This is a genomic window from Bradyrhizobium sp. CCBAU 11430, assembly GCF_028128855.1.
Taxonomy (GTDB): Bacteria; Pseudomonadota; Alphaproteobacteria; order Rhizobiales; family Xanthobacteraceae; genus Bradyrhizobium; species Bradyrhizobium ottawaense.
Map to the genome: position 1 here is coordinate 102,911 of NZ_LBJV01000055.1, position 26,998 is coordinate 129,908.

At 62.0% G+C, this 26,998-nt stretch carries 26 protein-coding genes and 1 tRNA gene; 17 read left to right on the forward strand and 10 right to left on the reverse strand.

The features are described 5' to 3' along the window. Nucleotides 1–58: 58 nt before the first annotated feature. Nucleotides 59–1,231 carry an AI-2E family transporter gene (locus XI04_RS16640; RefSeq protein ID WP_038944704.1) on the reverse strand — a complete coding sequence of 391 codons (1,173 nt, stop codon included), beginning with the start codon at nt 1,229–1,231 and terminating at the stop codon, nt 59–61. A 178-nt stretch (nt 1,232–1,409) separates the two neighbouring features. Continuing rightward, complete coding sequence (locus tag XI04_RS16645) at nt 1,410–2,447, reverse strand: alpha/beta fold hydrolase (RefSeq protein ID WP_028149230.1); 1,038 nt, start codon at nt 2,445–2,447, stop codon at nt 1,410–1,412. A 174-nt stretch (nt 2,448–2,621) separates the two neighbouring features. Between XI04_RS16645 and XI04_RS16650 the strand changes: the two genes are divergently transcribed. After that, entirely contained in the window at nt 2,622–2,858 is a 237-nt protein-coding gene (locus tag XI04_RS16650) for a hypothetical protein (protein ID WP_049810602.1), read from the forward strand. 351 nt (nt 2,859–3,209) lie between these two features. Next, the gene (locus XI04_RS16655; protein ID WP_028149231.1) at nt 3,210–3,434 is read left to right on the forward strand and encodes a hypothetical protein; all 225 of its coding nucleotides are present in this window, start codon (nt 3,210–3,212) and stop codon (nt 3,432–3,434) included. Between the two features lie 659 nt (nt 3,435–4,093). Here XI04_RS16655 and XI04_RS16660 read toward each other — a convergent pair. Further along, entirely contained in the window at nt 4,094–4,303 is a 210-nt protein-coding gene (locus XI04_RS16660) for a cold-shock protein (protein WP_014493181.1), read from the reverse strand. A gap of 1,038 nt (nt 4,304–5,341) precedes the next feature. Here XI04_RS16660 and XI04_RS16670 point away from each other — a divergent pair. Further along, nucleotides 5,342–5,485: a hypothetical protein gene (locus XI04_RS16670; protein WP_240536492.1), complete on the forward strand. Its 144-nt coding sequence runs from the start codon at nt 5,342–5,344 to the stop codon at nt 5,483–5,485. Nucleotides 5,486–5,598: 113 nt separating this feature from the next. Here XI04_RS16670 and XI04_RS16675 read toward each other — a convergent pair whose 3' ends face one another. The 4 genes from XI04_RS16675 to XI04_RS16690 form a co-directional block, all read right to left on the reverse strand. Continuing rightward, on the reverse strand, nt 5,599–5,796 hold the full coding sequence (locus tag XI04_RS16675) for a hypothetical protein (protein ID WP_080670088.1): 198 nt from the start codon (nt 5,794–5,796) through the stop codon (nt 5,599–5,601). A 188-nt stretch (nt 5,797–5,984) separates the two neighbouring features. Next, complete coding sequence (locus tag XI04_RS16680; protein WP_256379480.1) at nt 5,985–6,323, reverse strand: response regulator; 339 nt, start codon at nt 6,321–6,323, stop codon at nt 5,985–5,987. Between the two features lie 331 nt (nt 6,324–6,654). Beyond that, nucleotides 6,655–7,815 carry a sensor histidine kinase gene (locus XI04_RS16685; RefSeq protein WP_028140621.1) on the reverse strand — a complete coding sequence of 387 codons (1,161 nt, stop codon included), beginning with the start codon at nt 7,813–7,815 and terminating at the stop codon, nt 6,655–6,657. A gap of 343 nt (nt 7,816–8,158) precedes the next feature. After that, complete coding sequence (locus XI04_RS16690; RefSeq protein ID WP_028140622.1) at nt 8,159–8,395, reverse strand: DUF6894 family protein; 237 nt, start codon at nt 8,393–8,395, stop codon at nt 8,159–8,161. Between the two features lie 708 nt (nt 8,396–9,103). On the opposite strand from XI04_RS16690, the gene XI04_RS16695 reads away from it, so the two are divergent. The 3 genes from XI04_RS16695 (at nt 9,104) to XI04_RS16705 (ending at nt 12,569) form a co-directional block, all read left to right on the forward strand. Next, on the forward strand, nt 9,104–9,445 hold the full coding sequence (locus XI04_RS16695; protein WP_271623729.1) for a hypothetical protein: 342 nt from the start codon (nt 9,104–9,106) through the stop codon (nt 9,443–9,445). Nucleotides 9,446–9,737: 292 nt separating this feature from the next. Continuing rightward, entirely contained in the window at nt 9,738–10,109 is a 372-nt protein-coding gene (locus tag XI04_RS16700; protein ID WP_049801952.1) for a hypothetical protein, read from the forward strand. A gap of 762 nt (nt 10,110–10,871) precedes the next feature. Continuing rightward, nucleotides 10,872–12,569: a recombinase family protein gene (locus XI04_RS16705; protein WP_271609599.1), complete on the forward strand. Its 1,698-nt coding sequence runs from the start codon at nt 10,872–10,874 to the stop codon at nt 12,567–12,569. On the opposite strand, the gene XI04_RS16710 is transcribed toward XI04_RS16705, so the two are convergent. After that, nucleotides 12,526–12,602 (reverse strand) — tRNA-Met (locus XI04_RS16710). The genes XI04_RS16705 and XI04_RS16710 overlap by 44 nt on opposite strands. A gap of 368 nt (nt 12,603–12,970) precedes the next feature. On the opposite strand from XI04_RS16710, the gene XI04_RS16715 reads away from it, so the two are divergent. Then, complete coding sequence (locus XI04_RS16715; RefSeq protein WP_370157274.1) at nt 12,971–14,347, forward strand: coniferyl aldehyde dehydrogenase; 1,377 nt, start codon at nt 12,971–12,973, stop codon at nt 14,345–14,347. Nucleotides 14,348–14,470: 123 nt separating this feature from the next. Beyond that, the gene (locus XI04_RS16720; protein WP_038948814.1) at nt 14,471–16,069 is read left to right on the forward strand and encodes a GMC family oxidoreductase; all 1,599 of its coding nucleotides are present in this window, start codon (nt 14,471–14,473) and stop codon (nt 16,067–16,069) included. 175 nt (nt 16,070–16,244) lie between these two features. Here XI04_RS16720 and XI04_RS16725 read toward each other — a convergent pair whose 3' ends face one another. Then, the gene (locus XI04_RS16725) at nt 16,245–17,006 is read right to left on the reverse strand and encodes an SDR family oxidoreductase (RefSeq protein WP_028140629.1); all 762 of its coding nucleotides are present in this window, start codon (nt 17,004–17,006) and stop codon (nt 16,245–16,247) included. 111 nt (nt 17,007–17,117) lie between these two features. On the opposite strand from XI04_RS16725, the gene XI04_RS16730 reads away from it, so the two are divergent. Together XI04_RS16730 and XI04_RS16735 are read left to right on the forward strand one after the other, a co-directional pair. After that, nucleotides 17,118–17,630, forward strand: a complete 513-nt coding sequence (locus XI04_RS16730) for a CvpA family protein (RefSeq protein ID WP_028140630.1) — start codon at nt 17,118–17,120, stop codon at nt 17,628–17,630. 129 nt (nt 17,631–17,759) lie between these two features. Next, nucleotides 17,760–18,542, forward strand: coding sequence for an SDR family oxidoreductase (locus tag XI04_RS16735; RefSeq protein ID WP_028140631.1), 783 nt, complete (start codon nt 17,760–17,762; stop codon nt 18,540–18,542). A 177-nt stretch (nt 18,543–18,719) separates the two neighbouring features. On the opposite strand, the gene XI04_RS16740 is transcribed toward XI04_RS16735, so the two are convergent. Continuing rightward, a complete protein-coding gene (locus XI04_RS16740; RefSeq protein ID WP_038973160.1) occupies nt 18,720–19,196 on the reverse strand; it encodes a DUF3775 domain-containing protein in 477 nt (158 codons plus the stop codon). A 127-nt stretch (nt 19,197–19,323) separates the two neighbouring features. Here XI04_RS16740 and XI04_RS16745 point away from each other — a divergent pair, with 127 nt between their 5' ends. The 7 genes from XI04_RS16745 to XI04_RS16775 all read left to right on the forward strand — a co-directional run bounded on the left by XI04_RS16745 (nt 19,324) and on the right by XI04_RS16775 (nt 26,990). Next, the gene (locus XI04_RS16745; RefSeq protein ID WP_271609587.1) at nt 19,324–20,172 is read left to right on the forward strand and encodes an MBL fold metallo-hydrolase; all 849 of its coding nucleotides are present in this window, start codon (nt 19,324–19,326) and stop codon (nt 20,170–20,172) included. 221 nt (nt 20,173–20,393) lie between these two features. Continuing rightward, nucleotides 20,394–21,236 carry a fumarylacetoacetate hydrolase family protein gene (locus XI04_RS16750; protein WP_038973158.1) on the forward strand — a complete coding sequence of 281 codons (843 nt, stop codon included), beginning with the start codon at nt 20,394–20,396 and terminating at the stop codon, nt 21,234–21,236. Nucleotides 21,237–21,419: 183 nt separating this feature from the next. Further along, the gene (locus XI04_RS16755; RefSeq protein WP_028140635.1) at nt 21,420–22,031 is read left to right on the forward strand and encodes a glutathione S-transferase family protein; all 612 of its coding nucleotides are present in this window, start codon (nt 21,420–21,422) and stop codon (nt 22,029–22,031) included. A 123-nt stretch (nt 22,032–22,154) separates the two neighbouring features. Beyond that, nucleotides 22,155–23,021 carry an MBL fold metallo-hydrolase gene (locus tag XI04_RS16760; protein ID WP_271609588.1) on the forward strand — a complete coding sequence of 289 codons (867 nt, stop codon included), beginning with the start codon at nt 22,155–22,157 and terminating at the stop codon, nt 23,019–23,021. Between the two features lie 127 nt (nt 23,022–23,148). Next, nucleotides 23,149–24,297, forward strand: coding sequence for an alpha/beta hydrolase (locus XI04_RS16765; RefSeq protein ID WP_271609589.1), 1,149 nt, complete (start codon nt 23,149–23,151; stop codon nt 24,295–24,297). 65 nt (nt 24,298–24,362) lie between these two features. Next, complete coding sequence (gene mbfA / locus XI04_RS16770) at nt 24,363–25,334, forward strand: iron exporter MbfA (protein WP_271609590.1); 972 nt, start codon at nt 24,363–24,365, stop codon at nt 25,332–25,334. A 183-nt stretch (nt 25,335–25,517) separates the two neighbouring features. Next, nucleotides 25,518–26,990 (forward strand): amidase, encoded by a 1,473-nt coding sequence (locus XI04_RS16775; protein WP_271623730.1) that lies wholly within the window; start codon nt 25,518–25,520, stop codon nt 26,988–26,990. Nucleotides 26,991–26,998 lie beyond the last annotated feature (8 nt).

Sequence of the window (26,998 nt, forward strand, 5' to 3'; positions counted from 1 at the left end):
CATGCTGGCCGCCTTCCGACGGCGCGGTCCTCAATCTTCTCCCAAGAGCGACACCGGACTAGCCTTCGAGGACGTGCCCCAAAGCTCTTAGCGGACGCACGCGATCGCTGACGATCTTGAGGATGGCCAGCATCGGAACAGCCAGGATCGCGCCAGGCACGCCCCACATCCAGAACCAGAACACCAGCGACAGGATGACCAGCACCGGGTTCAGCGTGAAGCGTCGGGCAAGCAACATGGGTGTCAGGGTTTCGCCTTCGGCGAGGTGGATGCAGAAGTAGAGGGCCGGCGGCAGCAAGGCCCACCACAAGCTGTCGAAGCTCAACATTCCGGCCAGGAGGAAGATGACGGTGCCTAACAGTGGGCCCAGAATCGGAACGTAGTTGAGCAGGAAGGCCGCGGCTCCCCACAACAAGGGGTCTCCAAGCCCGCAGAAATACATCGCAACCGCCGTTGCAGCTCCCACCGCAGCGTTCATGGTAGTGATTGTGAGCAGATAGGCAGATATGTCCGCTTCGATCTGCTGGGAGATGTCCACCGCCTGCCTCTTGTCGCGAAAACTTGGGAGGACCTCGACGATACGTCGCAGAAAAACGTCGCCTGCGACCAGGAGAAAGTAGAGCACCAGAACCGTGGTGAACAGGCCGTCGATGACAGCCCGCGTTCCAGCGAAGAGCGCGCCGGTCAGGCCGAGATCGCTGCGGACCGAAACCGTGGCTCCCTTTTTCTCGGGAGCGTCAGCGACGTGCTCGGCCTGCTGGATGACTTTCTGCAGCGCTTCGATCGGGCGCTTTAGAACGACCAGATGAGTTTCGAGGCGAGGCAGGCCCTCCGGCAATTTCTCCGCCCAAGACGCTGCCGGTAGCGACAAGGCTGCCACGAAGCCCACGAGCGCTCCGACGACCACCAGGATCGCCAAGAGTGCTCCTATGGCACGCGGAAGACCTATACGCTCAAGCAGATGCACGACGGGGTGCAGAATGAGCTGCAGCACGAAGGCGAGCACCACGGGCAATATGATCGAGCTTGCCACATGGATGGCTGCGAGCACGGCCAGTGTTAGCAGACTACCGAGAAAGAACGTCTGCGGGCTGGACGGCAGCGGCATTTCGATATCGTCGGCCGCCTGCGGTGGCGAGGCAACCGGTTCCGGTACGCCGACATTCTGCCCTGGGGACCAGGGGGGCTCATGCGGCAACTTTGACAGCGAGACCACGACGCTTTTCTCCATCCCGATCCAGGGGCCTGCCCCAACCCGCTGAGTCAGCTTCGCACCGGTCGGAAGGGCGCGATGCGGCTGCAGGAGCCTCTAGCCGGATAAGCAGTCGGTCCGGCTGGACGGTTCGGCCGCGGCGGGCCTCTTCGCCAACTGAAGAATAAGGAGAACACGTGGCCCCGCCGGAGCGTTCCTAGGCGCTCGCGAACCGATGCGGCGCATTCCCGCCAATCTCGGTCTCGGCAGCGGCTTCATCGATGGCCGCCAGCAACCGAGCCGTGGCAGACTGTTGGATCATGTGCCCTGCCCCAGCGACGCGGTGCAGCTTGCTGTGAGTGACTTCGCCGTGAAGTCTGACCGATTGCTTGTTGATGTCGATGAGGCGATCATCATCGCCGGCGATGATGATGATGGGCATCCTAAGTTGGTCGTAGGTCTTGGACGAGGCAAATGCGGCGGGGATCATCAACGTTGCCTCCGCCGCGCTGGCACGCATCTGTGACGGTCGCAACGCCAATTCCTTGGGGAAGCCGACGAACTTGTCAGGGACTGGCCGCGGACCGAACATCTTGCGCAACATGGAAGGCCACAAGAGGCGGCTGACGATCGGCGAGATGGTGTGACTGATGGCATCGCCGATGCCGGGTATCGCTGACATCGAAGATGCCGCCGCGTCAGCACGAACGGTTGGAAAATAGTATCCCGACGCCAGCACCAAGGCTTCGACAAATGACGAATGTCTTGTCGCCAACGCAAGAGCGACCGCCGCACCCCATGAATGTCCAAGCACGATCGCCCGCTGAACGCTCAGACGATCAAGTGCCTTTCTGAACAGGTCTGCCTGTGCTTCCGGGGTCCAGATCACGTTTCGTGGCCGCGAGCTGTGTCCAAATCCGGGGCGGTCGAATACGATCACCCGAAACCTGTTGGCCGCGAGATCGATCAGGCCGCTTGATTCAAAATCCTGGATCATGCTGCCGTTGCCGTGCAGGAGCACAAGCGGACGCCCATTGCCACGTTCCACGTAGTGCAGTCGGACGCCATCGATCTCCAGGAACTGCCCACGAGGCGGGTTATCGCGTTCCGCTTTCTTGGCGACTCGCCCATTTACGATCGCTATGGCGCCGAGAAGGGAAGCCGCCCCAGCAAATGCCATAAGCGCGGGATGTCGCCGCAAGGCCGTGGTGTAGTCGGACCGGAGCGAGAGGGAGCGTGTTCGCGGGGATGCCATGTGCAGTACCTCAGGTGGCATGCACGATGACTCAGGCAAATTGAGAAATGTTGCAGGCTCATCCTCAACGGTCGCCGCCGAGTCTTCGTTCCAAACGCAACTTGGAGCGCCTCGTTGTCGCTCTCGCCGGTGCAAGATTACTCCGACTGATCAGCCCAGCGCTGAAGGCAATAAATGATGGCATGGAACATGTCGACGTTGGTCTTGTTCAACATTGTTACTCTTACCGAGAAAGCGACTGGATCGATGGCAAACAACAAAAACCCGGATGAGAAGCAGCCCGGTGAAAATCCGAAAGGTAAGTACCATTACAATCCGGGAAATATGGCGGGAAAAACGCCCGGTGACGCGGAGCAGACTGACGAAAATCGGGGCACTCCGTCTCGGCACAAAGAGAAGCCCGCCGAATAGGCCCGCGACTTTGCCCTCTTCGTAGCGGTCGCGGAATGAACCTGAAAGACCAACTCAGGCACCTTCCGAGAACCGGCTCATCGCAAGACGCGCGTCCGACGATGAGCCATCCCGGGTGGATGACGCAAGCTGAGGGGTCAGGTATCGCGCCATAGACCAATATGACAATCCCACGATGAGAGAGTTGTTCCTGTCAGAACGTGGCGAGGGCAAGCTTGTCCCGCCTCTGCCTGCGCTCCGAGACACAACTTGGCTGCCAGCGCCTGATGCCGCGATTAGGTTCTTTTGCTGGCATGCTGTCGGTCTTTGAGGCGCCGCCTGCCATGCTTTCGCTGCACAATGGGAGTTCATATGAAAATGCCTGTTCACTCATCTGAAGAGCCCGAGCCGAGAGCACCACGCGCTGATAGACTGCCGATGGAAGGATTTGCGATCGTTGTCGACGGGCACTTCAAGTCAAGGTTTGATACCGCGGAAGCCGCCGAGTCGTCGGGTCGCGCACTTAAATCGACCTACCCGATGCTCCGGATCGAAATTTATGACGCCGTGACAACCGCCCGAACCTTATTGGGCTGAGAAATCAACTCTCCGAGGATGCTCATCGGAGCGGAAAGGGCCTTGCTCGGCAAAGAGCCGCATCGTCGAGCAAACGGTGACGAGTTGTCTTCGCTACGGAGCGAAAGCCGGCGCACTCGGAGACATGCAGTGGGGGCGCAATCGAAGACGGCCGCTGGACACAGCGAACTATCTAACGCAGGCGCCACGCTGCCGCTCACCGCGAGCCGTTGCTCGGAATCACAATTCACGAAAAACAGTTGGCTGCGCCAACCGAAATTTAGAACCATCGGTCTACGATGACTATCCAAGGCCTAATCGGCGCAAGCCGCTGCCCATTGCCCTCACGTCTTACGACGGGCTTTGGTCGCAAGTCCGCTCCGGTATTACGAACCGCATCTGTCAGCATCTGACGGAGTTCAGCCTTCGTCGCCGCGTTGTCGATTTTTGCCAGTTTGTCATTCATTTTATATGAGAACGCCGGCGGAAAATGCCACTTTTTCGTTCAAGCTGGATTTCCGACGGCGACGAGCGCGGAAGGAAACCGGCATAGCGCGAAGGGCCATCTTCTTTGCGTTCTAAAAAACAACCCCGCGGCCGTTAAACCGGTCGCGGGTTTGCGAAGCCAGGGGCCCTGCCAGTACATCCGTGGTCAAAGCAGCATGGCATCCTATGCGCGCTTACGCGACGCGCAGATTCTCTGCTGCGGACTTGCCGGTCCGGCGGTCAGCAACGACGTCGAAGGACACCTTTTGTCCTTCATCGAGACCGCTCATGCCGGCGCGTTCAACCGCGCTGATATGAACGAAGACGTCTTGGCTTCCTTGGTCTGGTTGAATGAAGCCGAAGCCTTTTTGGCCGTTAAACCACTTCACAGTTCCCGTATTCATGGGTGATCTTCCTTTGGGATAGATGTTCGGAGCCGCGCTCGAGCGCGCAGCAAGCTAAGCGAGATCTGGAGGGAGGTCGTCAGTCAGGCGCGCTGAAAGCGGCGAGGCCAAGTCGTTCGGCCGAAACTCGATAATTACCATATGGCTATTGCTTGTTCGTTCCGCAAGTGGCCGTGGTGAGGGAGAGCCCGCGTTACTGCAACACAAGGGGAGCTGGCAGTGGCCCCTTACGGGTCAAGCACACGCGCCGTCCGCCGATCTGCTGACAGCCGCACTCTCGAAGGGAACAAAGGGTGAGAAGACGGTTTGAATCTGGCGGCAGAACCAGGAGACTGGGAGCCGCGAAGAAAAGCCGTTCGGTGTAACGCCCGGCGGCTTTTGTTTGATGGGGCATCTCTCGATGCCTGTGACGTGTCGTCCCCCGCCTCAAGCAAGGGCACCGAGTTGAGAGCACCTCACTGGGGTCTGCATGTCCAAGCGACCTCGCCGCCTTTTCCTCTGTGCGCAACCAGGACGGAGGAACACTCCGCCCCCAGTCGGTTTGGCTCCCCAAGCAGCATTTTTGTGATGCGGTGCTTTAACACTCGCGCGAATCGGAATTGGCATGGCTTCCGTCATAGTGGGGCTGAACAGATACTTCGCATTGATCGAGCGTCGAGTGCCCACGAAAGTGGGGACTTTCATTCGCTGGCTGCGAGAGCCATCCAAATTCTGGATCCGTGTCATTGTCGCGGGGATATTAATTCTCGGGGGCGTCTTCAGCTTCTTGCCCCTCTTCGGTCTCTGGATGCTCCCCCTTGGGCTTCTTCTCATCGCGCAGGACATGCCGGTCCTGCAAAAGCCTCTCCTCGCCATGTTGCGATGGATTGAGCTGAAGTGGAAGTGGCTGAGGCGACGGTTCAGAGCGAGGTCGTCATAACGGCGACGGCCAATTGCGGAAGCAACCAGATGACGCGACCGTCCCACCCGCGGCGTCGGGGCAATCCCCCTATTTGGAACGTTGTGGCTAAGCTAGGCTTGGTCCAGCAGGAGGTCACCATGACCAAACCATCAGGCCACGGCATCATGCGCGTACGCGGAGAAGACCAGCCGGCGGACAAGGAGCGTGCCCAACTGGCTCAAAAAATTGAACTTGGCCACACGCCCCCTGAGATCAAGGAAGAGGCGAACGACCGGGACTGAACGGCAAATATCGTGCGCAAGCGCGAGGGCTCGCCAGCAGGATGCCGCCAAATATCAGGCTGCTTTCTGTGCTCGGTCATATGGCGGAACGTCCCGGATGCCCTCCCGTTCCTTCATTCCGGAGCCGGTAATCCGGGTGTGGACAGCCATTCGCTGATTTGAGCCCCGGTCTCCGCCTGCCGAGCTTTGCGGATTGTGTGTTCCCGCTCGATACCTGGCGGGAGCGACTTTGCCTTTTGACGAAGGACTCGCCCGTGTTCGGCAAGGCGTTCTTCAAAGGAGGTGGTCTGCTTGAGACGGCGTCGCTGCATAGCGTGCTCCTTTTCCCAGGGAAGGCGGGAGCGCGACAGCGTTCTCGTCACCGACAGATGCCGAGGGCCGCGCGGTGATGCAATGACAGTAGCAAGTTACGGTCCGACGCGCTGGTCAATACTGATCATAGCGGCGCCAAAGGCCCCTTCAGCAACCTGTTGCGCCGGACAAGCAACGCTCTTCACGGTCAGGCAGCAAGCTCTCGGAGCGCCGAGATGATCGCCTCCGACGGGTACGGCTTGTGGAAGAACCTTGCCCCATCGGGCAGCTCAGAACCTTTGACGAGATGGCCCGAGACGATCAGGAGCCTGATCGGTGGCCATCTTTCGCGAACGGCTTCCGCGAGCCCAACGCCGTCCATCGAACCAGGCATCCTGACATCTGTGAAGACAACGCAGACATCCTGTCGGGCTTCGAGTATTCTGATGGCCTCATCGGCATTGCCGGCAAGCAGCGGATGCAGTCCCGCATCCTCGACGAGGTCGTTCGCCATCAAGAGGAGCATTGGTTCATCCTCGACGACCAAGACGCAACTGCCACGAGGAGAGCTTTGCTCTGGCATATTAGTCCTTTCTAATGCAGGAGACGTCACCGGCCGGGATATCCCGCAGTCACGCCTTTAAGCCATCGCAGCAGCCGGCGTTCCGAATGGCCGCTTCTTTTCTGATCAGTCTTTCTGGCGGACCCAATGCGGCTAACGGTTAGCGAGAGGTTTCGCCGTGCGCCGCCACGACTTCCGCCGAATGACCGCAGCACTCGCCTCGCTCGGCAATGTGCGTCCAGCGGCCTTGCCCGATCATCGCCGCAAGGTTAGCGCGTCGACGCCGCAAGCCCTTTCCATAAGGAAGCATGACTGGTCATTTGCGCGGCAGTCGGATTGAAAAGCGCGTGCCTGTTTGTTCGCTGGATACCACAGAGATCTCGCCGCCATGGGCTTCGACGATCAATTTCGCGATGTGGAGGCCAAGGCCAAGGTGGGTACTGTGCTCCGACGGGTCACCGACTTCCTGGCCTCGCGTCCAGGATTGGAAGATTGATTTTTGCGCATCAAGCGGGATCGAGGTTCCGAGATTGTGCACTTCGATGGTCATAGCATCGGGATCGTTACCTGCGACAGTCACCGTGATGGGCGACGCTGCGTCGCCATAATGGACTGCGTTGCCCATCAGGTTGGACAGCACCTGTCCAAGGCGGGCGGGGTCGCAGGAAACCAACGGATCGCCCTCCTTCGTGACCTCAAGTTTCCGATCTGGGTTGACGGCGCGAAACTCATCCGCGATTTCCTGACACAAAGCCGCAACGTCGTTGTTGGTCTTTGTGACGGGGATTTGAGTGCCGAAGGACGAGCGGGTGAGATCGAGCAGATCGTTCAGAATTTGTGTCGCCCGCCCGGCCGCCAGCCTGATCTCGGAAACTACCCTGGCCTGCTTTGCGTCGGTTGTCCCAGATCGCTCCATCCACTGAGCGCCCATTGAAACGGCACCGAGAGGATTGCGCAGGTCGTGGCCGAGGACGCCCAGAAACAGGTTGCGCGAGTCGTTTATCGTCTTCGTATAGTGGGCAACCGACTCGGTCACGGCCTGATCGATCGCTTCGTTGAACCGCGTCAAGTCCTCGATATCGGTGTCCGCAAGGCTCCGATGGTGGGCAACCCATTGCTTGACCACGCTTGCGCGAAGCGCCCTGTATTCCGACACCATCTGATCGATGTCAAAGCCGTCGGCCAGACGCAGAGCGGCATGGAGTTCAGCCGCGCTTTGAGAAAAGGCGCTATCATTCGTGCCGTCGCCTCGCGATTTATCAAATTGCTCCCGCGGGGTTTGTGCGGTTTCGAGGTCGTCCGCCACGAACCCGAGAAGATCGACGATATGATCTTCCAGAGCCAACTTCGTCATCCGGTCGCTGGCCGGTGATAGAGTTCGAGCGAACTCCGTCCATTCCTTCACGATCGGAGCCTGGTTCTGTCGAATGAAGTCAGCCAGGCGTTCGTACGTTGGCCGCTCAGTGGAATTGCTCAAGCCGGCCCCCCCAAGTAGATGACGCGAGCCCTCGATCGAGCAGGCACAAGCCCTCCGCTCGCGAATGCCGTGCCTGCACTCCGAAGCGCCGAGTCTAGAGTATAGTCACTGGCTTCGCGGCTGTCACAACTGACTTCGCCTGCGAGGAACCGCGCGACTTTCGGAGAATCGCTCGACTTTGGCCGAACCTTCGGGACAACGGTCGTTTTGCCCTTGCCGTGCCGGATGTGGGTGTGTCGGAAAGCGATCGCTACACTCACGCCGCGGCAAGACCGGCGCACCTATGCATCGATCGGTAGCGGATCCAAGCGAGCAGGACTCTATTGGCCTTTGGGAACCGGCTTCAATGCGTGGTGCTCGAGTTCCGATGGACTATCGAAACGCAGAACAGCTGTTCGGTGCTCGAGCGCACTTCCACTGCCAAATCCGGCCGCTTGCTTTGGAAGACGGATTCCTTGGCGATTCCAGTCAAGGTTTGCATTGCTTTGACTTCGGCGGCTTTCAGATTGGGAAGGGGTAGACCTTCCTCGTCTGCAAAGAAATCGCGACCACTTTGGATGTCAAAGAAATACCGATTCATGGAGCGCTCCAGAAAATTGGATCACATATAGTCCCACCAATCGGTGTGTCGCTTGCCTGACGACTCGGACATCGATACGGCTGTCGTCCTGTCACACGATCAGCCTCAACTGTTCGATCTGTCCCGCCGCACGTTGCGAAATTCTTCGGGGCCCTTCATTAGTTTCCCCTTCCGGCTTGCCCTGTCTTCAGATGTCGCATCCGCATCGCCCATCCCGTCGATTGCGTCAGAGGCCAGCTCCTTTGCCCGGATCCGAGAGCTCTCACGCTTCGACTTCGGAGCTTGGCGCATAGACCGATCACGCAGGCCGTCCAGCGCCGTCTTCACCAGCAGCTGTATCGCTTCTGATCGGTTGGGCCTTCGCTTCTGGCTGAGTGCCCAAGCGTCAACCTGATCGAGAAGCTCAAGCGTTAGCCGAACTACCCGGCCTTGCTCACCTGTCGCCGCTGGTGACTTCTGACGAACCGCTTTCGACCCAGACATATTGGACATCATTCAATTGGAGTGTGACAACCGCGCCGCCGCGACACTGAGAGGCGGAGACAGTCATGCCTGCGAGGTGGCGCATCAGGCCATTTCGTTCCGCTCTTGAGCTAATCAACCCGGCCGCTTAGGGTTCCAGTGAACGCTTGCCTTGAGCGCGGCGCCGATTTCACTGGCTATTCCCCACCGGGAAGCGCAGCGTGGTCCCGAGCAAGGAGCCCGGCCTTGAGCGAAGCACGTTTAGCAGCGTGGGTGCTTACAGTGGCTCAAGGTACTCAGTCTCGATCGCGCGTCCGAACGCCCCGCGCCAACGACGCCGAACACGATCAGGTGTCCAGCGCAGGTCTTTCGGCGGGTTTGCAAAAAAGGCGCCGTATGACGGAGATCACCAAGGAGGCCAAGGAAGGTGCCGCTGCGCGGCATCTCTCGGCTGGCTTCAACTTCCGTGCCTATACGCCGCACAAGATCGCTTACGATCTTATCCGTTGGGATGAGGAATTCAGACACGCCAATTACACTCGGCTCGTCGTAGCCGTGACGCTCTGGCAAAGCGGCTCGTCTGACTAGGGGAAGCGGCCGCGGCTCGTCGCGCGGCCTGGATCTGCAGTCGAGCCAGAGCGGATCGTCATTTACACGGTCACTCCATTTACACGGTCACTCCAGGGATATAGTGTTCGGCTAGAGGTTGGCGGATGCTCACCTTGAAGCTGCCCAGAAAGCAGCGACCTCCGAAGTCGCCGCGTATCGTCGTAGTAGCAGCTCACGTGCCATCGGAAGGCGCAATCATAAAATTGGGTTTACCAACGTGCGTCAGCAGCGCCGATGCACGTCCTCATGCGCTCACGAAAGGCCAACCATCATGAAACTTCCTGCAATATTACAAGGCGAGGCGCGGACCCGCTTCCTTCAAGGAATCGCTTTCGGCGCGGTGGCGACCATGGCGATTGGATTTGCCTGGGGCGGTTGGGTCACCGGGGAGAACGCTAGAATCATGCGCGCCTCGGCGGAGACCAGTGGCAGGATGTCGGTTCTGGTACCGCTGTGCGTCGCTCAGTTTACAGCCGCGGATGGAGCTATCGCCAAGTTCAAGGCGACCGGCCCTTACTCCAGGGAAAACGTCGTCAGCGAATTCGTGAAGAGTGTGGCGTCCACGAGCATGGATTACTCATTCGCCAAGGCTTGCGCGACCGGCGTCGAGACGGAGATTGCCAAGACGGCGACAAAGACCTGACGAGCCATCCGGAAGCACATGGTGAATTCTGGTGGCGCGGTGGGGTCGCTCGCGCCCAATGACGGGCTAGGACACCTGATGTCGCCGGACCTCTCTCAGCCGCATGTTGCGAGGACAGGACGTCTCGCGGTTTCGTGCGGTGTCGGTGAGGTTGACCCGCTTGTTAGGCGATCCTTGCGAGTCCCGTCCGAATTGACATGAAGAGGCCGGCGGATTCGGCTTCGAAGCGGCCCACTTATACGAAGATGTATCCGAAGACCGCCTCGACGTCCTCGCGTACTTTCAAGTCCACGGAAGCTTTGTTTTGACTGTGCCCAGCGGAGGCACAGCGTTGAAAATCAAGAGCGTCGAAAATTCAAGGCTTCCGACCATAGCGGAAGCAGTCAATCAGGCGAAGCCTTCCGAGCACTCAATCCTTCGCCTCGCCCGGCTTATCGGACGACAAATGGCCCGTGACGATATCAAAGGTCGTCGATCAGCTTGTGCCTCGCCCGAGAAAGAAACCAGCACAATCTAGGCGCGGCTTAGCCGACGCTCATCGCACATCGCCATTGTGTAGATGGAGCTCTCGAGTACCAGCAAATGGGATATGAGCAAAGACGCACACAGCGCAGCGTCTTTTAGTTCACTCCAGAGCGCCGCGATAGCCTTTCCTTGCATCACATATCCGGGTGTGCACGGCATATAAATGCCGCGTTCATTCGATATTTTTTGCTTCACGGCGCCATGTGCCGGCGCAAAGCGGAATGCAAGGACAAGTCAATGACGCGAGTTGCGCTCTATGCCCGATACTCGTCTGACAATCAACGTGACGCCTCGATCGAAGACCAATTTCGTATTTGCAGAGAACGCACGATGCGTGAGAAGTGGACGATCGTCAATTCTTACAAGGATGCCGGAATTTCCGGTGCGAGCATGATCCTTCGTCCGGGCATCCAAGCCCTGTTGCAGGATGCTCAGAGCCGTGCGTTCGATATCGTGCTCGCTGAGGCGCTCGATCGCATCAGCCGCGACCAAGCGGACGTGGCGACCCTGTTCAAGCAACTGCGCTTTGCCGGGGTTCCGATCGTCACCTTGGCCGAAGGGGAAATCACCGAGCTTCACGTCGGTCTAAAAGGGACTATGAATGCTCTATTTCTGAAGGACCTCGCTGCGAAGACGCACCGTGGTTTGCGAGGTCGGGTAGAGGGTGGAAAGTCAGGTGGCGGGCTTTGCTACCGATACCGCGTTATCAAACGGCTCGACGAGCGCGGAGATCGTATCCGGGGAGACCGAGAGATCGATCCGGCCCAGGCCGGCGTAATCCGGCGCATCTTTCGGGACTTCGCCGCTGGCATCAGTCCGCGAGCGATCGCGGTGAAGCTCAACGCCGAAGGCATAGCCGGCCCTGAGACCCAGCTGTGGAATGACACGACGATCCGGGGCCATGTCAAGCGCGGCACCGGGATCATCAATAACGAGCTTTACGTGGGACGCCTCGTTTGGAATCGGCTGCATTACATTAAGAATCCTTCGACGGGGAAACGCATCTCGCGTCTCAATCCGGAGGCCGACTGGATCGTCACCAAAGTTCCAGAGCTTCGCATCATCGAGGATGAACTCTGGGATCGGGTGAAAGCCAAGCAAAGTGAGATCGCCGAAAAATTTATCAATGTGACAGTAGCTGTCCGCGAGCACCATTCGAACAAACGACTTAACAGTGCTCGTCGCCCAAAGTCGTTGTTCTCGGGACTTGTCCTCTGCGGCTTATGCGATGGCCCCTGTTCACTGCGCGGAGCCGATCGCTTCGTCTGCTCGGCACATGTCAGCAACGGGTCCTGTTCGAACGGCCGCACCTTGGCGCGGAGCGAACTCGAACATCGCGTATTGGGCGGGCTGAAGGACCGGTTGCTGGCGCCAAACGTCATCGCAGAAGCAATGCGCGCCTATGCTGAGGAGATGAACCGGCTGAACCGAGACCGGCGAGCCCGCGGCGATGCTTGGCGCGCTGAACTGGCGAAGGTAGAAAAGCAAATCCATGGAATGGTCGAAGCGATCAAGGAGGGCATGTTCCAGCAGTCGATGATCGCGGCGATGGATGCGCTGGAGGCTCGCAAAACCGAGCTCTCTGCCCTGCTCGCCGAAGCTCCTGCCGATACCCCGGACATTCTCCCGAGCGCCTCGCAAGTCTACGCCAAGAAGGTCGCCCACCTCACTGAGGCTTTGAACCGTCCTGAAGACCGGGCCGAGGCCGCCCAGGCTCTTCGTGGTCTGATCGAACGCATCGTTCTCCGGCCGGGTGCCAAGCGCGGCCAAATCGACGCCACCCTCCATGGTGATTTGGGCACAATCCTGAGCTGGACTGCTGCGCGTAACGCGGAAAAGGCGGCACAAACCAAAACTCCCGCAGCCTCGGCTACGGGAGTGTCGGTATCAGTGGTTGCGGGGATAGGATTTGAACCTATGACCTTCAGGTTATGAGCCTGACGAGCTACCGGGCTGCTCCACCCCGCGTTAAACACTTGCGTGCCTTCAGTTAGATCCCGGGGACGGTCGGTTGAGGCCGGCGCTGTTCGCGTGGCTTTTCTCGTCCGTCCCAAAGGCTTCCTTGGAAGGCAACCCCGGGCAAAGCCCTCGGGTGCGGGGCGTATGTACCAACCCGAGCTGCCTTTGGAAAGGGCCGCGGGAACGTTTTTTTCGACTTTATGACAGCGGAAGCGACCGATTTCGGCTGCGTTCCGCGCGCTCTTGCCAGAAGTTCCACAAAGGGCCAGCTTGCGGCAACAAGATTAAGGCTGACACGCGCCCTTGAGGGAGGAACGCCCGTGGACAAATCCCTGACGAGCGCCCCGGTCGGAGCACTGGAGGAGGCCTTCCACGCCATGGTCGCGCGGTCGCGGGACGAGCCGCCGGCCGGCCTTGCCGAGCGGCTCGACCGGCTGGCGCGGCTGCGTGCCGTGGTCGCCGACAACGAAGAGCGTTTCCGGCAGGCCATCTCGGCCGATTTCGGCCACCGCTCGGCGGTCGAGACCACCATCGCCGAGACTATGCTGCTGTTTTCCGAGATCCGGCATGCCACAAAGCACCTCAAGAGCTGGATGGCGCCGCAGCGGGTCGCGACCGCGCTGCAATTCCTGCCCGCGCGCAACCGGCTGATGCCGCAGCCGCTCGGCGTCGTCGGCATCATCGCGCCCTGGAATTATCCGCTCCAGCTCACGCTCGCGCCCGCGATCGGCGCGCTCGCCGCCGGCAACCGCGTCCTGATCAAGCCGAGCGAGCTCACGCCGCACTTCGCAGGCCTGCTGAAGGAGACGGTCGCCGCGCGATTCGATGCGACCGAGCTGCTCGTCACCGGCATCGAGGGCGAGATCGCAGAGGCGTTTGCGCGCCTGCCGTTCGATCACCTCGTATTCACCGGCTCGACCCGGGTCGGGCGGCTGGTCGCGGAGGCCGCGGGGCGTAACCTGACGCCGGTTACCCTCGAGCTCGGCGGCAAGTCGCCTGCGATCATCGATGCCTCGGCCGACCTCGATGAAGCGGCCGAGCGCATCGCCTACGGCAAGCTGCTCAATGCCGGGCAGACCTGCATCGCGCCGGACTATGTGCTGGTGCCGGAGCGCTCGTTGCAGGCCTTCGCCGAGAAGGTGCGCGCCCAGATGCGGCGGATGTTCGGCACCGATCCCTCAAACAAGGACTACACCTCGATCATCTCGGACCGGCATTATGCGCGGCTGGAAGGCCTCGTCGCGGACGCGGCGCAGCGCGGCGCAAAAATCCTGGAGCCGGCGAAGGCGGACGATCCGAACTGGAAGGCGCATCGCAAATTCCCGCCGACGCTGATCGTCGGTGCGACCGAAGCGATGGCGGCGATGCAGGAGGAGATTTTTGGGCCGGTGCTCCCCATTCTCAGCTATCGCGATCCCACTGATGCCATCGCCTTCATCAACCATCGCGACCGGCCGCTGGCGCTGTACTGGTTCGGCAAGGACGGCACCGCGCGCGACGAGGTGCTGGCGCGCACCATCTCCGGCGGCGTCACAATCAACGACTGCCTGTTTCACTTCACGCAAATCAACCAGCCGATGGGCGGCGTGGGCGCATCCGGCACCGGCGCCTATCACGGCGAATGGGGCTTTCGCACGTTCAGCAAGCTGAAGCCGGTGTTCTATCGCTCCAAGTTCAACCGCCTCGCCGACCTCTATCCACCCTATGGCGGCAAGATCGCGCGGCTGGAGAAATTGATGCGGTTCATGTCGTAGTTGCTCGTCATTCCGGGGCGACGCGAAGCGTCGAGCCCGGAATCCATATCCACCAGTCGGGGTTATGGATTCCGGGCTCGCGCCAAGGGGCGCGCCCCGGAATGACGATAGGGGGAAGCATCAGTGACTGACACATTCGATTTCGTCGTCGCGGGCGCGGGCTCCGGCGGCTGCACGGTTGCAGGAAGGCTGTCGGAGGATGCGGCGACGTCCGTGGCGCTGCTGGATGCGGGCGGGACGAACGACAATTGGCGCATCACCACACCGTTTGGGCTTGCTCTGCCTTACAAAACGGCCAACTGGGCTTTCGATACCGTACCGCAAGTGGGATTGAACGGCCGCATCGGCTATCAGCCGCGCGGCAAGGGTCTTGGCGGCTCCTCGGCGATCAACGCCATGGTCTACATCCGCGGCCACAAATGGGACTACGACCACTGGGCTTCGCTCGGCAATGCCGGCTGGTCGTATGCGGAGGTGCTGCCCTATTTCAAGGCTTCCGAGAACAACTCCGATTTCGACGGCGAGTATCACGGCAAGGGCGGCCCGCTGCATGTCAACCGGCTGCGCGCGGACAATCCGATCCATGATGTCTTCCATCAGGCCGCACGCGAGGCGCAGTTCCGCATTCGCGAGGACTTCAATGGTGAGGATCACGAAGGGCTCGGCAGCTATCAGGTGACGCAGCACAATGGCGAACGCTGGAGCGCGGCGCGCGCCTATGTGCATCCCCACATCGGCAAGCGAGCCAATCTGCGCGTCGAGACGGGCGCACACGCCACGAAAATCCTGTTCGAGGGCGGGCGCGCCGTCGGCATCGAATATGTGCAGGGCAAGCAGACGAAGCAGCTGCGCGCGCGCCGCGAGGTGATCCTTGCTGGCGGCGCCTTCCAGTCACCGCAGATGCTGATGTTGTCGGGCATCGGCGATGCAGATGCGCTTGGCAAGCACGGCATTGGCGTCGTGCACCATCTGCCCGGCGTCGGGCGCAATCTGCAGGACCACCCGGATTTCGTGTTCGTCTACGCCTCCGACTTTCCGCACTTCGTTCATGCCTCGCTCGGACGGTTGCCGTCCCTGCTCCGTGCCATCCAGCGCTATCGCAGCGAACGACGCGGCCTGATGACCACCAATTTCGCCGAGTGCGGCGGCTTTTTGAAAACCCGGCCCGATCTCGACGTGCCTGACATCCAGCTCCACTTCGTCATCGCGATGCTCGACGACCACGGCCGCAAGAAGCACAAGGAGGCGGGCTTCTCATGTCACGTCTGCCTGCTGCGGCCGAAGAGCCGCGGCAGCGTGTCCCTGAAGAGCGCCGATCCGCTCGCAGCGCCCTTGATCGATCCGAACTTTTTGGGCGAAGAGGAGGATCTCGAGAGGATGGTCGCGGGCTTCAAGACCACGCGCCGTCTGATGGAGACGCCGGCGCTGCGCGCGCTGCAGAAGAAGGACATGTTCACGTCCGACGTGCGAACCGACGACGACATCCGCAACATTTTGCGCGATCGCGTCGACACCGTCTATCACCCCGTTGGCACCTGCAAGATGGGGACGGATGCGCTTGCCGTGGTCGATCCGGCACTGAAGGTGCACGGCGTCGAGGCCTTGCGCGTCGTCGACGCCTCGATCATGCCGACGCTGATCGGCGGCAACACCAACGCGCCGACCATCATGATCGGAGAGAAGGCGGCGGATATGATCAGGGCGGAGATGCGGGCGAGTTAGTCGGCGCTGCCACGTCATTCTCGGTGTCGTCCTCGCGAACGCGGGGATCCATAACCACAGGGAGGAGTTGTGGTGCGAGATGATAACTCCGAGTCCTCGCCAAATTTCTCCCTGTGGCTATGGGTCCCGGATGTGCGCGCGCTTGAGGCGCGCTTGTCCGGGACGACAGCCGGGCTCAATTGAGCAGGAAACCACCGTCGACCGTGATCACGCTCCCCGTCATGTACCGCGACGCCTGTGACGCCAGCAGCAGAATCGCGCCGTCGAGATCGGACTCGGCGCCGACACGGCGCTGCGGGATGCGTTTGGCCAGGCGCTCGCCGGCCGGCGTCGACCAGAAGGCGTGGTTCATCTCGGTGTCGATATAGCCGGGCGCGAGCGCGTTGATGCGGATGTTCTGGCCGGCGAGTTCCAGCGCCATCGCCTTCGTCGCCTGGATGATGCCGGCCTTGGAGATCGCGTAAGGCGACACCGCCTTCAGGACGCCGGTGCCGAGCACGGAGGCGATGTTGACGATGTTGCCCGACTGCTTGCGGGCGATCATGCGCCGCGCGACTTCCGTCGCGAGGAAATAGGCGCCCTTGAGATTTGCGCCGATCACCGCGTCCCAATCCGCTTCGGTCTGCTCGGTGGCGAGTTTCTCGATGGCGATGCCGGCATTGTTGATCAGCACCGTGACGGGACCGAGCGCGGCCTCTGCTGCGTCGACGGCCCGGGCGATCGAGGCCGTGTCGGTGACGTCGAGCGCGACCGCGGCGGCGCGGCCGCCCTTGCCGCGGATCTCCTCCTCCAGGCTCTTCAGCTTGTCGGCCTGACGCGCCGCGAGCGCGACGGCTGCCCCGTGGGCGGCGAGCACCCGGGCAAATTGCCGCCCCAGCCCCTGGCTCGCGCCCGTGACGAGGATGGTTTCTTTACTGACGTCAAATAGGCCTGACATTGGCGATAACCCTTACGCTCTTGGAGCCATCAATACAGACGATTTTAGCGATCTGAAACCGGAATGATCGGTCCGGCGTTCATTCGTTCCGTCGAGGGCAGGGTTTTGCTGATGAACAATTTCGATCTCGCCGTCTACGCCGCGCTCGCCATCGCGGTCGGCTTCGGCTTCAGGACCGGCCTGCTCCGCAGCGCCATGACCATCCTCGCCTATCTCCTCGCTGCGCCGATCGCGGTCGCGCTGATGCCGTTGATCGTGCCGCAGATCGCCGGCAATCCGAATGCGCCGCTGCTGCAGAACTGGATCTGGCTGTTCGGAATCTTCGTGGTGGTCGGCATGCTGTTCGGCTATATCGGCCGCCTGGCGCTGAACGACACGATCCGCGACGCCGGCATCGGCGATCGGCTCGGCGGTGCCGCGCTCGGCGCCGTCAGGGTCGGTCTCGTCGCTACCACGCTGGTCCTGGTGTTCGACCAGATCGTGCCGGCCAACAGACAGCCGCCTTTTCTCGCCGGCTCGCATCTGCGGCCGCTGTTCTCGACGGCGGGTCAGATGGGCTTCAAGTCGCTGCCCCCGGAAGCGACCTCCGCGATTGACCGCCTCAAGCAGGAACAGCGCATCTGATCTGTCGCATTTGCATCGCTAGCGGCGAGGCGCATGCATTTTGATGCGAGCCCGTGCCTTATCAGCGACGCCGATGTTGGATAGAGTGGGCGCCATCCAAAACCTGCCTGACATTACGGGAGTGAAACAGTGGATCTTGGGATCAAAGGTCGCCGCGCCATCGTCTGCGCATCCAGCAAGGGCCTCGGTCGTGCCTGCGCCATCTCGCTGGCGGAGGCCGGCGTCGACGTCACGCTGACCGCGCGCGGCGCCGAGGCGCTGAAGAAGACGGCGGACGAGATCCGGAAAGCCTATCCTGATGTGAAGGTCACCGAGATCGTCGGCGACATCACGACGCCGGCGGGCCGCGAGGCCGTGCTGAAGGCCTGCCCCGAGCCCGACATCCTGATCAACAACGCCGGCGGCCCGCCGCCCGGCGATTTCCGCAACTGGACCCGTGACGACTGGATCAAGGCGATCGACGCCAACATGCTGACGCCGATCGAGCTGATCAAGGCGACCGTGGACGGCATGATGGCGCGCAAGTTCGGCCGCATCGTCAACATCACCTCGGCCGCGGTGAAGGCGCCGATCGACATCCTCGGCCTCTCCAACGGCGCGCGTGCCGGCCTCACCGGCTTCATCGCCGGCCTGTCGCGCAAGACCGTGATCAACAACGTCACCATCAACGGCCTGCTGCCCGGCCCGTTCGAGACCGACCGTCTCACCGGCACCGCAAAGGCCGAGGCTGACAAGCGCGGCGTCTCGGCCGAGCAGATCCTGACCGAGCGCGCCAAGCTCAATCCCGCCGGGCGCTTCGGCCAGCCCGACGAGTTCGGCTATGCCTGCGCCTTCCTGTGCGGCGCCAAGGCCGGCTTCATTACGGGCCAGAATATCCTGCTGGATGGCGGCGCATTCCCGGGGACGTTGTGACCGGTCCTCTCCCTCTCCCCGTTCTTACGGGGCCGCGACGAGCTTCGCTCGCGCCGAAAGGGCTGGGGTGAGGGGCTGCTTCGGCAAACACGGTGAGAGTTGGACTCGCGGAGAGTCCCCCTCACCCGATCGCTTTGCGATCGACCTCTCCCCGCAAGCGGGGCGAGGTCAGCAAGATCACCGCTGTTTCGTCGGCTCGTCTTCGTCCTGCCGACTGGGAGCGGACGAATCGGCCGTCGTGCGCTCGTCGGTCCAGTCGATGCCGAATTCGTCGAGCCCGCCTGCGAGCAGATCGCCCAGCATCGGCTCGCCGAGCAGGTAATGCACCGTTTCGCGGCGGGGGCTGCGATATTCGGTGCGCGCCTCCACCGCGCGGGCGCGCAAATCGTCCCAGTCATCGATGGTGCCGTCGCCGCGACCGAGCCACGTCAGCGCGACGAGATCAAGCTGCTCGTCCTCGTTCAAGGCGATCATGAAGCTGCCGAGCTCTTGGACGACAGGATCGGAGCCATCGTCTTCGAGGACGTCGACCGCGTCGTCATCGGTCGGGTTCGAGCCGGAATCCGGATCGGAATCCCCCTCTTTGACGTCGAATTCACGCGCCTTCTCGATGATGAAGGCGACTTTCTCCGCGGAAATCGCAAGCTCTGGCATGGCTTCCTCTTCGGCTTTTTCCTGGGGTTCCCGCGATAACGCCGCACCGCCTCAGATGATCCATTGCGCTCGATGACGGAAACGGCGCATCTTTCGGCATCAAGGCAAAAACATGGGAAGGCGGCGGATGCAGTGGAAGGTCGGCCAGGTCAAAATCACCAAGATTGTGGAGCTGGAGACGGTCGGCTCGACCCGCTTCATCCTGCCGCTCGCGAGCAACGCAGAGATCCAGAAACTTCCCTGGCTGATCCCGCATTTCGCCACCGAAGAGGGCCGGCTGAAAATGTCGATCCATTCGCTGGTGCTGGAGACGCCGTCGCGCCGCATCGTGGTCGACACCGGCCTCGGCAACGACAAGCAGGGCCGCAATGTTCCGACCTGGAACAACCGCACCACGCCGTTCCTCGCGACGATGATGGCAGCCGGTTTTGCGCCCGACAGCATCGACACTGTGCTGTGCACGCATCTTCATGTCGATCATGTCGGCTGGAACACGCGGCTGGTCGACGGCCGATGGGTGCCCACCTTTGCCAAGGCGCGCTATGTCTTCGGCAAGACCGAATACGAGCACTGGCTGGGGCATTCGACCGAGCCGGACAAGCGAGCCGTGTTCGAGGATTCCGTGCAGCCGATCGTCGATGCCGGCCGGGCCGATCTGATTCCGAGCGATCACCAGCTGTGCGAGGAAATCAGCATGATCCCGACCCCCGGCCACAGTCCCGGCCATATGAGCATTCTCATCCGATCGGACGGTAAGCAGGGCCTGCTCACGGGTGACGTCGCCCATCACCCCTGCCAGATGGCGCATCTCGACTGGTCCTCGACCGCGGACTCCGACCAGAGCCAATCTGCAAAGACACGGCGCGAATTGTTCGGCCGCTTTGCCGACACGCCGACCTTGGTGATCGGCGGCCATTTCTCGGCCGGGCATATCAGGCGGGATGGAGAGGCATTCAGGTTTGTGGCGCTGGCCTAGGTCTCGTGCCCCGGATGCTGCGCAGCACGAAGTGATGCGCTGCTAAGCCGGGGCCCATGTATCTGGATCCCGGCTCTGCGTCGCGTCCGGGACACGAGAGCGCCGTCCGCCCATCGAATCCAGAGGGCTGCAATGCGCCCCGCTCTGGGCGGTTGAATTTCCCCTCGCCCTGTTCCATGAAGCTGCTTAACCGATCGGTCCATTCCTAGGGAGAAACGAGAATGAAGCTTGTTCGTTATGGCGAGAAGGGTGCGGAAAAGCCCGGCCTGATCGACAAATCCGGCCAGTTGCGCGACCTGTCGGCGCATCTGAAGGACCTCACCGGCGAGGCCTATTCGCCCGAGAGCCTGAAGAAGCTGGCAGGCCTAGATCCCGCCTCGCTCCCGGCGGTCTCCGGCAAGCCGCGGTTCGGCGCCCCCGTCACCGGCATCTCGAAATTCGTCGCGATCGGCCTCAACTACTCCGACCATGCCAAGGAGACCGGCGCCGATATCCCGAGCGAGCCGATCATCTTCATGAAGGCCAACACGTCGCTGTCCGGCCCGAACGATGCGGTCGAAAAGCCGCGCGGCTCGACCAAGCTCGACTGGGAAGTCGAGATCGCCGCGATCATCGGCACCCGTGCGAAATATGTCTCGGAAGCCGACGCGCTGAACCACGTCGCCGGCTACTGCGTCTGCAACGACGTCTCCGAGCGCGCCTTCCAGATCGAGCGCCTGGGACAGTGGACCAAGGGCAAGTCGCACGACACGTTCGGCCCGCTCGGACCGTGGCTTGCAACCAAGGACGAGATCAAGGACGTGCAGAACCTGTCGATGTGGCTGGACGTCAACGGCCAGCGCCGCCAGACCGGTTCGACCAAGACCATGATCTTCTCCATGGCCAAGTGCATCTCCTATGTCTCGCAGTTCATGACGCTGCTGCCCGGCGACGTCATCACGACAGGCACCCCGCCCGGCGTCGGCCTTGGCATGAAGCCGCCGACCTTCCTCAATGTCGGCGACGTCGTGACGCTCGGCATCGAGGGTCTCGGCGAGCAGCGCCAGGAGATCGTGGCGGCGTAAGCCGTGCCTTCATCCTGAGGAGCGCGCAACGCGCGCGTCTCGAAGGATGCGCCACAAGCACAGTCGCCCGACGTTCGCGCCGGGTGAAGAGCGACCGTCCCTCGTTGTCCATCCTTCGAGACGCGCGCCAAGGGGCGCGCTCCTCAGGATGAGGACTGTGTGTCTGGATAGAGGTTATTTCCAATGAAGCTCACCTTCTCCCCCGCCTCGCCCTTCGCCCGCAAGGTGCGCATCGCCGCGATCGAGCTCGGGCTGATCGACAAGATCGAGCTCGTGCCCGCAAGCGTCGCGCCGGGCACGGCCAATGAGGACTATTCGAAGATCACGCCGCTGAAGAAGCTGCCGGTGCTGATCACCAATGACGGCGACGTCATTTTGGACTCCTACGTCATCGTTGAATATCTCAACGAGACCGCCGGCGGCGCCCTGATCCCCGGTTACGGTCCCGCGCGCTGGAAGGCCAAGACCAATCATTCCCTGATCAACGGCATGCTCGATTCCATGCTGCTGTGCCGCTACGAGAAGATGGTGCGGCCGCAGGGCCTGCAATGGCAGGCCTGGTCGGACGACCATTGGAACAGGGCGTGGACCGGCATGGCGCGGTTCGAGAACATGCCTGAGGTTCTGAACGGCCCGTTCGACATCTCGCAGATCGGCCTCGTCTGCGTGCTCGGCTATGCCGACTTCCGCTTCGCCGATTGCGGCTGGCGCAAGGCCTATCCGAAGCTCGACGCCTTCCATCAGAAGATGCTGGAGCGGCCCTCGGTCAAGATCTCGGTGCCGCCGGCCGCCTAAGCGCGATGAAGATCATCGCGCTTTAGGGTTGTTGTTTGAGCATGATCTTGTCGGAAAACCGCTGAACACTTTGCGCTATCGCGGCCCTCCGGGTCCGGATCATGCTGTAAACGCGGAGTTCTCATGAGCCTGAAGTTCTCGGTCGGCGATCTCACCATCCATCGCATCATCGAGCAGGAAACCTCGTTCGTCCCGGCGCTGGAGATGCTGCCGGGATTGACGCAGGAAGTGCTGGCCGAGAACCGGGCATGGATGCGGCAAGCCAAGGCGCTGGATGACCAGGACGTGCTGCTCCTGTGCTTCCAGTCCTACGTGGTGAAGACACCGCATCACACCATCCTGATCGACAGCTGCATCGGCAACGACAAGCCGCGGCCTCGGCCGAAATGGAACATGAAGACCGACGACACCTATCTGCGCGGGCTGGGCGCCGCCGGCTTTGCGGTCGAGGACATCGACTTCGTGATGTGCACGCATCTGCATGTCGATCACGTCGGCTGGAACACGCGGCTGGAGAACGGCCGCTGGGTGCCGACCTTCCCCAAGGCACGCTACGTCTTCGCCAGGCAGGAATTCGACCACTGGACCGAGCAGAACGCGAAGGCGCAGGTCGCCCCCTTCGCCGACAGCGTGCTGCCGGTGGTTGAGGCGGGACGCCACGAGCTCGTCGGCAATGATCATGAGATCGGCGATCACGTCCGCATCCTGCCGACGCCGGGCCACACGCCGGGGCATATCGCCGTCACGATGGGCCGCGGCAAGGACGATGCCGTGTTCTCCGGCGATCTCATGCACTCGCCGCTGCAGACGCTCTATCCGGAGCTATCGATCAAGTTCGACGTCGATCCAGCCGCGGCAGCGAAAACGCGCCGCAGCTTCCTGGAGCGCTATTGCGACACCGACACGCTGTGCTGCACCGCGCATTTCCCGTCGCCCTCGGTGGGGAAGATCCGGCGCAAGGGCAATGCGTTCGTGTGTGAGTCCGTCTAGCGAGATGCCGTAGGGTGGGCAAAGCAAAGCGTGCCCACCATGCAGACGCGTAGCGGAAAGATGGTGGGCACGGCGCGCGATGCGCGCCTTTGCCCACCCTACGATTCCACCCGAGTGGAGAGACACGATGACCGCGCTCCCTGACATCCCCCTGCCCGCCGGAATCCGCTCGCGTTATGTCGACGGCATCAACGGCTTGCGTATGCATGTGCTGGAGGCTGGCTTCGAGACCACGGGGCGGCCATGCCTCCTCTTGCTGCACGGCTTTCCCGAGCTCGCCTTCTCCTGGCGCAAGGTGATGCCGACGCTGGCTGCGGCCGGGTATCACGTGATTGCGCCGGACCAGCGCGGCTATGGCCGCACGACGGGATGGACTGCGGATTACGACGGCGACCTTGCGCCGTTCTCGCTCCTCAATCTCGTGCGCGATGCACTCGCCCTGGTGTCGGCGTTCGGCTATAGGCAAGTCGATCTGGCCGGGCATGATTTCGGCAGCCCGGTCGCGGCCTGGTGCGCGCTGATCCGGCCCGACGTGTTTCGTTCGGTGACGATGATGAGCGCGCCGTTCGGCGGGCCGCCGGCGCTGCCGTTCAACACCGCAGATGCGCCGGCTCGGCCTGCGGCCGAAGATCCCGTTCATCGCGAACTCGCCAGCCTGCCGCGTCCGCGAAAGCACTACCAGTGGTACTATGCGACACGCCCGGCCAATGCCGACATGCAGCACGCGCCGCAGGGCGTGCATGATTTCCTGCGCGCCTATTATCATCACAAGAGCGCGGACTGGACCGACAACAAGCCTTATCCGTTGGCGTCGTGGTCGGCGGACGAGCTCGCAAAGCTGCCAACCTATTACGTGATGGATCTGAACGAGACCATGGCGGAGACGGTCGCCAAGGAGATGCCTTCGCCCGCCGCGATCGCCGCCAACCAATGGCTGCCGGACAGCGACCTCGCCTATTACAGCGGCGAATATGGCCGCACCGGATTCCAGGGCGGGCTGCAATGGTATCGCTACGGCACGACAGGCGCTCTCAACAGCGAGATGCAGCTGTTTGCGGGACGCAGCATCGACGTGCCCTCCTGCTTCATCTCGGGCAAGCAGGATTGGGGCACTTACCAGCGTCCGGGCGTGTTCGAGGCGATGCAGGGGCGCGGCTGCACGAAGATGCTCGGCTGCCATCTGGTCGATGGCGCCGGCCATTGGGTGCAGCAGGAGCAGCCGGCCGAGGTCAGCCGATTGGTGTTGGACTTCCTGGCCACGGCCCACGCGTCCTGAATTGACCCGGGAACCACGGCGTCCTATATAATTTAGAATAGTTCTAAACTCGATTCAGGGCCGTCGTGAAGAATTTTGCCGATCTAACCGAGCGCGAGGTGCTTGCGGTCGCGATCTCCTCCGAGGAGGAGGACAGCCGCATCTACATGACCTTCGCCGAGGACCTTCGGGAGCGTTACCCGGACACGGCAAAAATCTTCGAGGAGATGGCCGAGGAGGAGCGCGGCCACCGGCACATGTTGCTGGAATTGTACGAGCAGCGCTTCGGCAAGCATCTGCCGCCGATCCGGCGCGAGGACGTCAAGGGATTCCTGCGCCGCCGCCCGGTCTGGCTGACCAAGAACCTGTCGCTCGACGCCATCCGCAGGGAAGTCGAGACAATGGAGATGCAGGCGGAGCGCTTCTACGTGAAGGCCGCCGAACAGGCCCAGGACGTCGGCGTGCGCCGCCTGCTCGGCGATCTCGCCGAAGCCGAGAAAGGTCACGAGGAGACCGCCGCAAAGCTGACGGGCGAGATCCTGAATTCCGACGTCCGCGCCGAGGAGGATCGCACCAATCGCCGCATGTTCGTGCTGCAGTACGTGCAGCCGGGCCTTGCCGGATTGATGGACGGATCGGTCTCGACGCTGGCGCCGCTGTTTGCCGCGGCCTTCGCCACCCACCAGAACTGGCAGACGTTTCTTGTGGGCCTCGCCGCATCGATCGGCGCCGGCATCAGCATGGGTTTTGCGGAGGCGCTGTCCGACGACGGATCGCTCACGGGGCGCGGCTCGCCCTGGCTGCGCGGCGTCACCTGCGGCGCGATGACCACGCTCGGCGGCCTCGGCCACACCGCGCCCTATCTGGTGCCGGATCATTGGGCCAACGCGTTCTGGATCGCAACGGCGATCGCCTGCGTCGTCGTGTTCTTCGAATTGTGGGCGATCGCCTTCATTCGCTCCCGCTATATGGACACGCCGTTCCTCCAGGCCGTATTCCAGATCGTGCTTGGCGGCGCGATCGTGCTCGCGGTGGGCGTGTTGATCGGGGTGGCGTAGTGGCCTCACATTCGCTGTCATTGCCCGCCCCTGTGCGCAATTGCGGACTAGGCGGGCGATGACGGCGAACTCCTGAACTCCTTCCGTTCCGTCTCGCCGGCACATCAATCGCGATCAAACATTCGTTGCAGCATTCGGGCAAACTGCGCATCATCCTCCGACAACAAGAGCAGGAGAAGCGCCGTGACCAGATCGGAATGGAGTTTCAAGAGCGCGGTCGAACTTTCGGCCGCATTGACCGCAAAGAAGGTCTCCGCGGTCGAGCTTACCCGGGATGCCATCGACCGCATCGAGCGTCACGACGGCAAGGTCAACGCGATCTGCGTGCGGGATTTTGATCGCGCCCGCAGTGCGGCACGCGAGGCGGATGTGGCGCTGGCGCGCGGCGAAAGAAAACCGCTGCTCGGAATTCCGGTGACGGTGAAAGAATCCTTCAACATCGCGGGCCTGCCCACAACCTGGGGCTGGACGCCGCAAAAGGATTTCAAGCCGACCGAGGACGCGCTGTCGATCTCCCGGGTGAAGAACGCCGGCGGCGTCATTCTCGGCAAGACCAACGTTCCCGTGGGCTTGGGGGACTGGCAGAGCTACAACGACATCTACGGCACGACGAACAATCCATACGATCTCGGCCGCACGCCCGGCGGCTCATCAGGTGGCTCGTCGGCAGCGCTGGCGGCCGGCTACGGACCGCTCTCGCTCGGATCCGACATCGGCGGCTCGCTGCGCGTGCCGGCATTCCATTGCGGCGTCTATGCGCACAAGCCGACATACAATCTCTGTCCGACGCGCGGCCATACGCCGCCGCCATTTCCTGCGGTCCCGATGGAACGCGATATGGCGGTGATCGGCCCGATGGCCCGGAGTGCGGCCGATCTGACGCTGCTGCTGGACGTGATGGCCGGTCCCGATCCGGTCGACCTCGGCATCGGATACAAGCTGGCGCTGCCGGACGCACGCCACGACAGGCTGAAGGATTTCCGCCTGCTCGTGATCGACAGCCATCCGTTGCTGCCTGCGAATTCCGACATTCGCGGCGCGATCGAGACGCTGGCCGGGCGATTGACGGGCGCCGGCGCGAGCGTCGCGCGCGAAAGCCCGCTGTTTCCGGACTTCAAGGAAGCCTCGCGCCTCTACATGCGCATGTTGATGGGCTTCCTGGGCGCGTTCTTTCCGCCGGATATTCTCGCCGGCGCACGTGCCGGCGCGGCGCATCTCTCACCCGAGGACAAGAGCCTCGCGGCCGAGCGGCTGCGCGGCATGACCTCCAGCCATCAGGCCTGGGTGTTCGACGAAGGCGCGCGCGCCGGGCTGCGCGCGCAGTGGCGGCACTTGTTCAGGACATTCGATGCGGTGATCTGCCCGATCATGCCGACCCCCGCCTATCCGCATGATCATTCGCCGGAGCAGGAGAAGCGCCGGATCAATATCGACGGCAAGGACCATGTTTATCCGGACCAGCTTGCCTGGCCCGGCATCGCCACGCTGACGGGCTTGCCGGCCACGGCCGTTCCGCTCGGCCTGTCGAAGGACGGGCTGCCGGTCGGCGTCCAGATCATCGGCCCCTTCCTCGAAGACCGTACGCCGCTCAGGCTCGCTGAACTGATCGAGCGTGAGTTCGGCGGGTTCCAGCCGCCGCCATTATTCAATGATTAGTTCTTCCC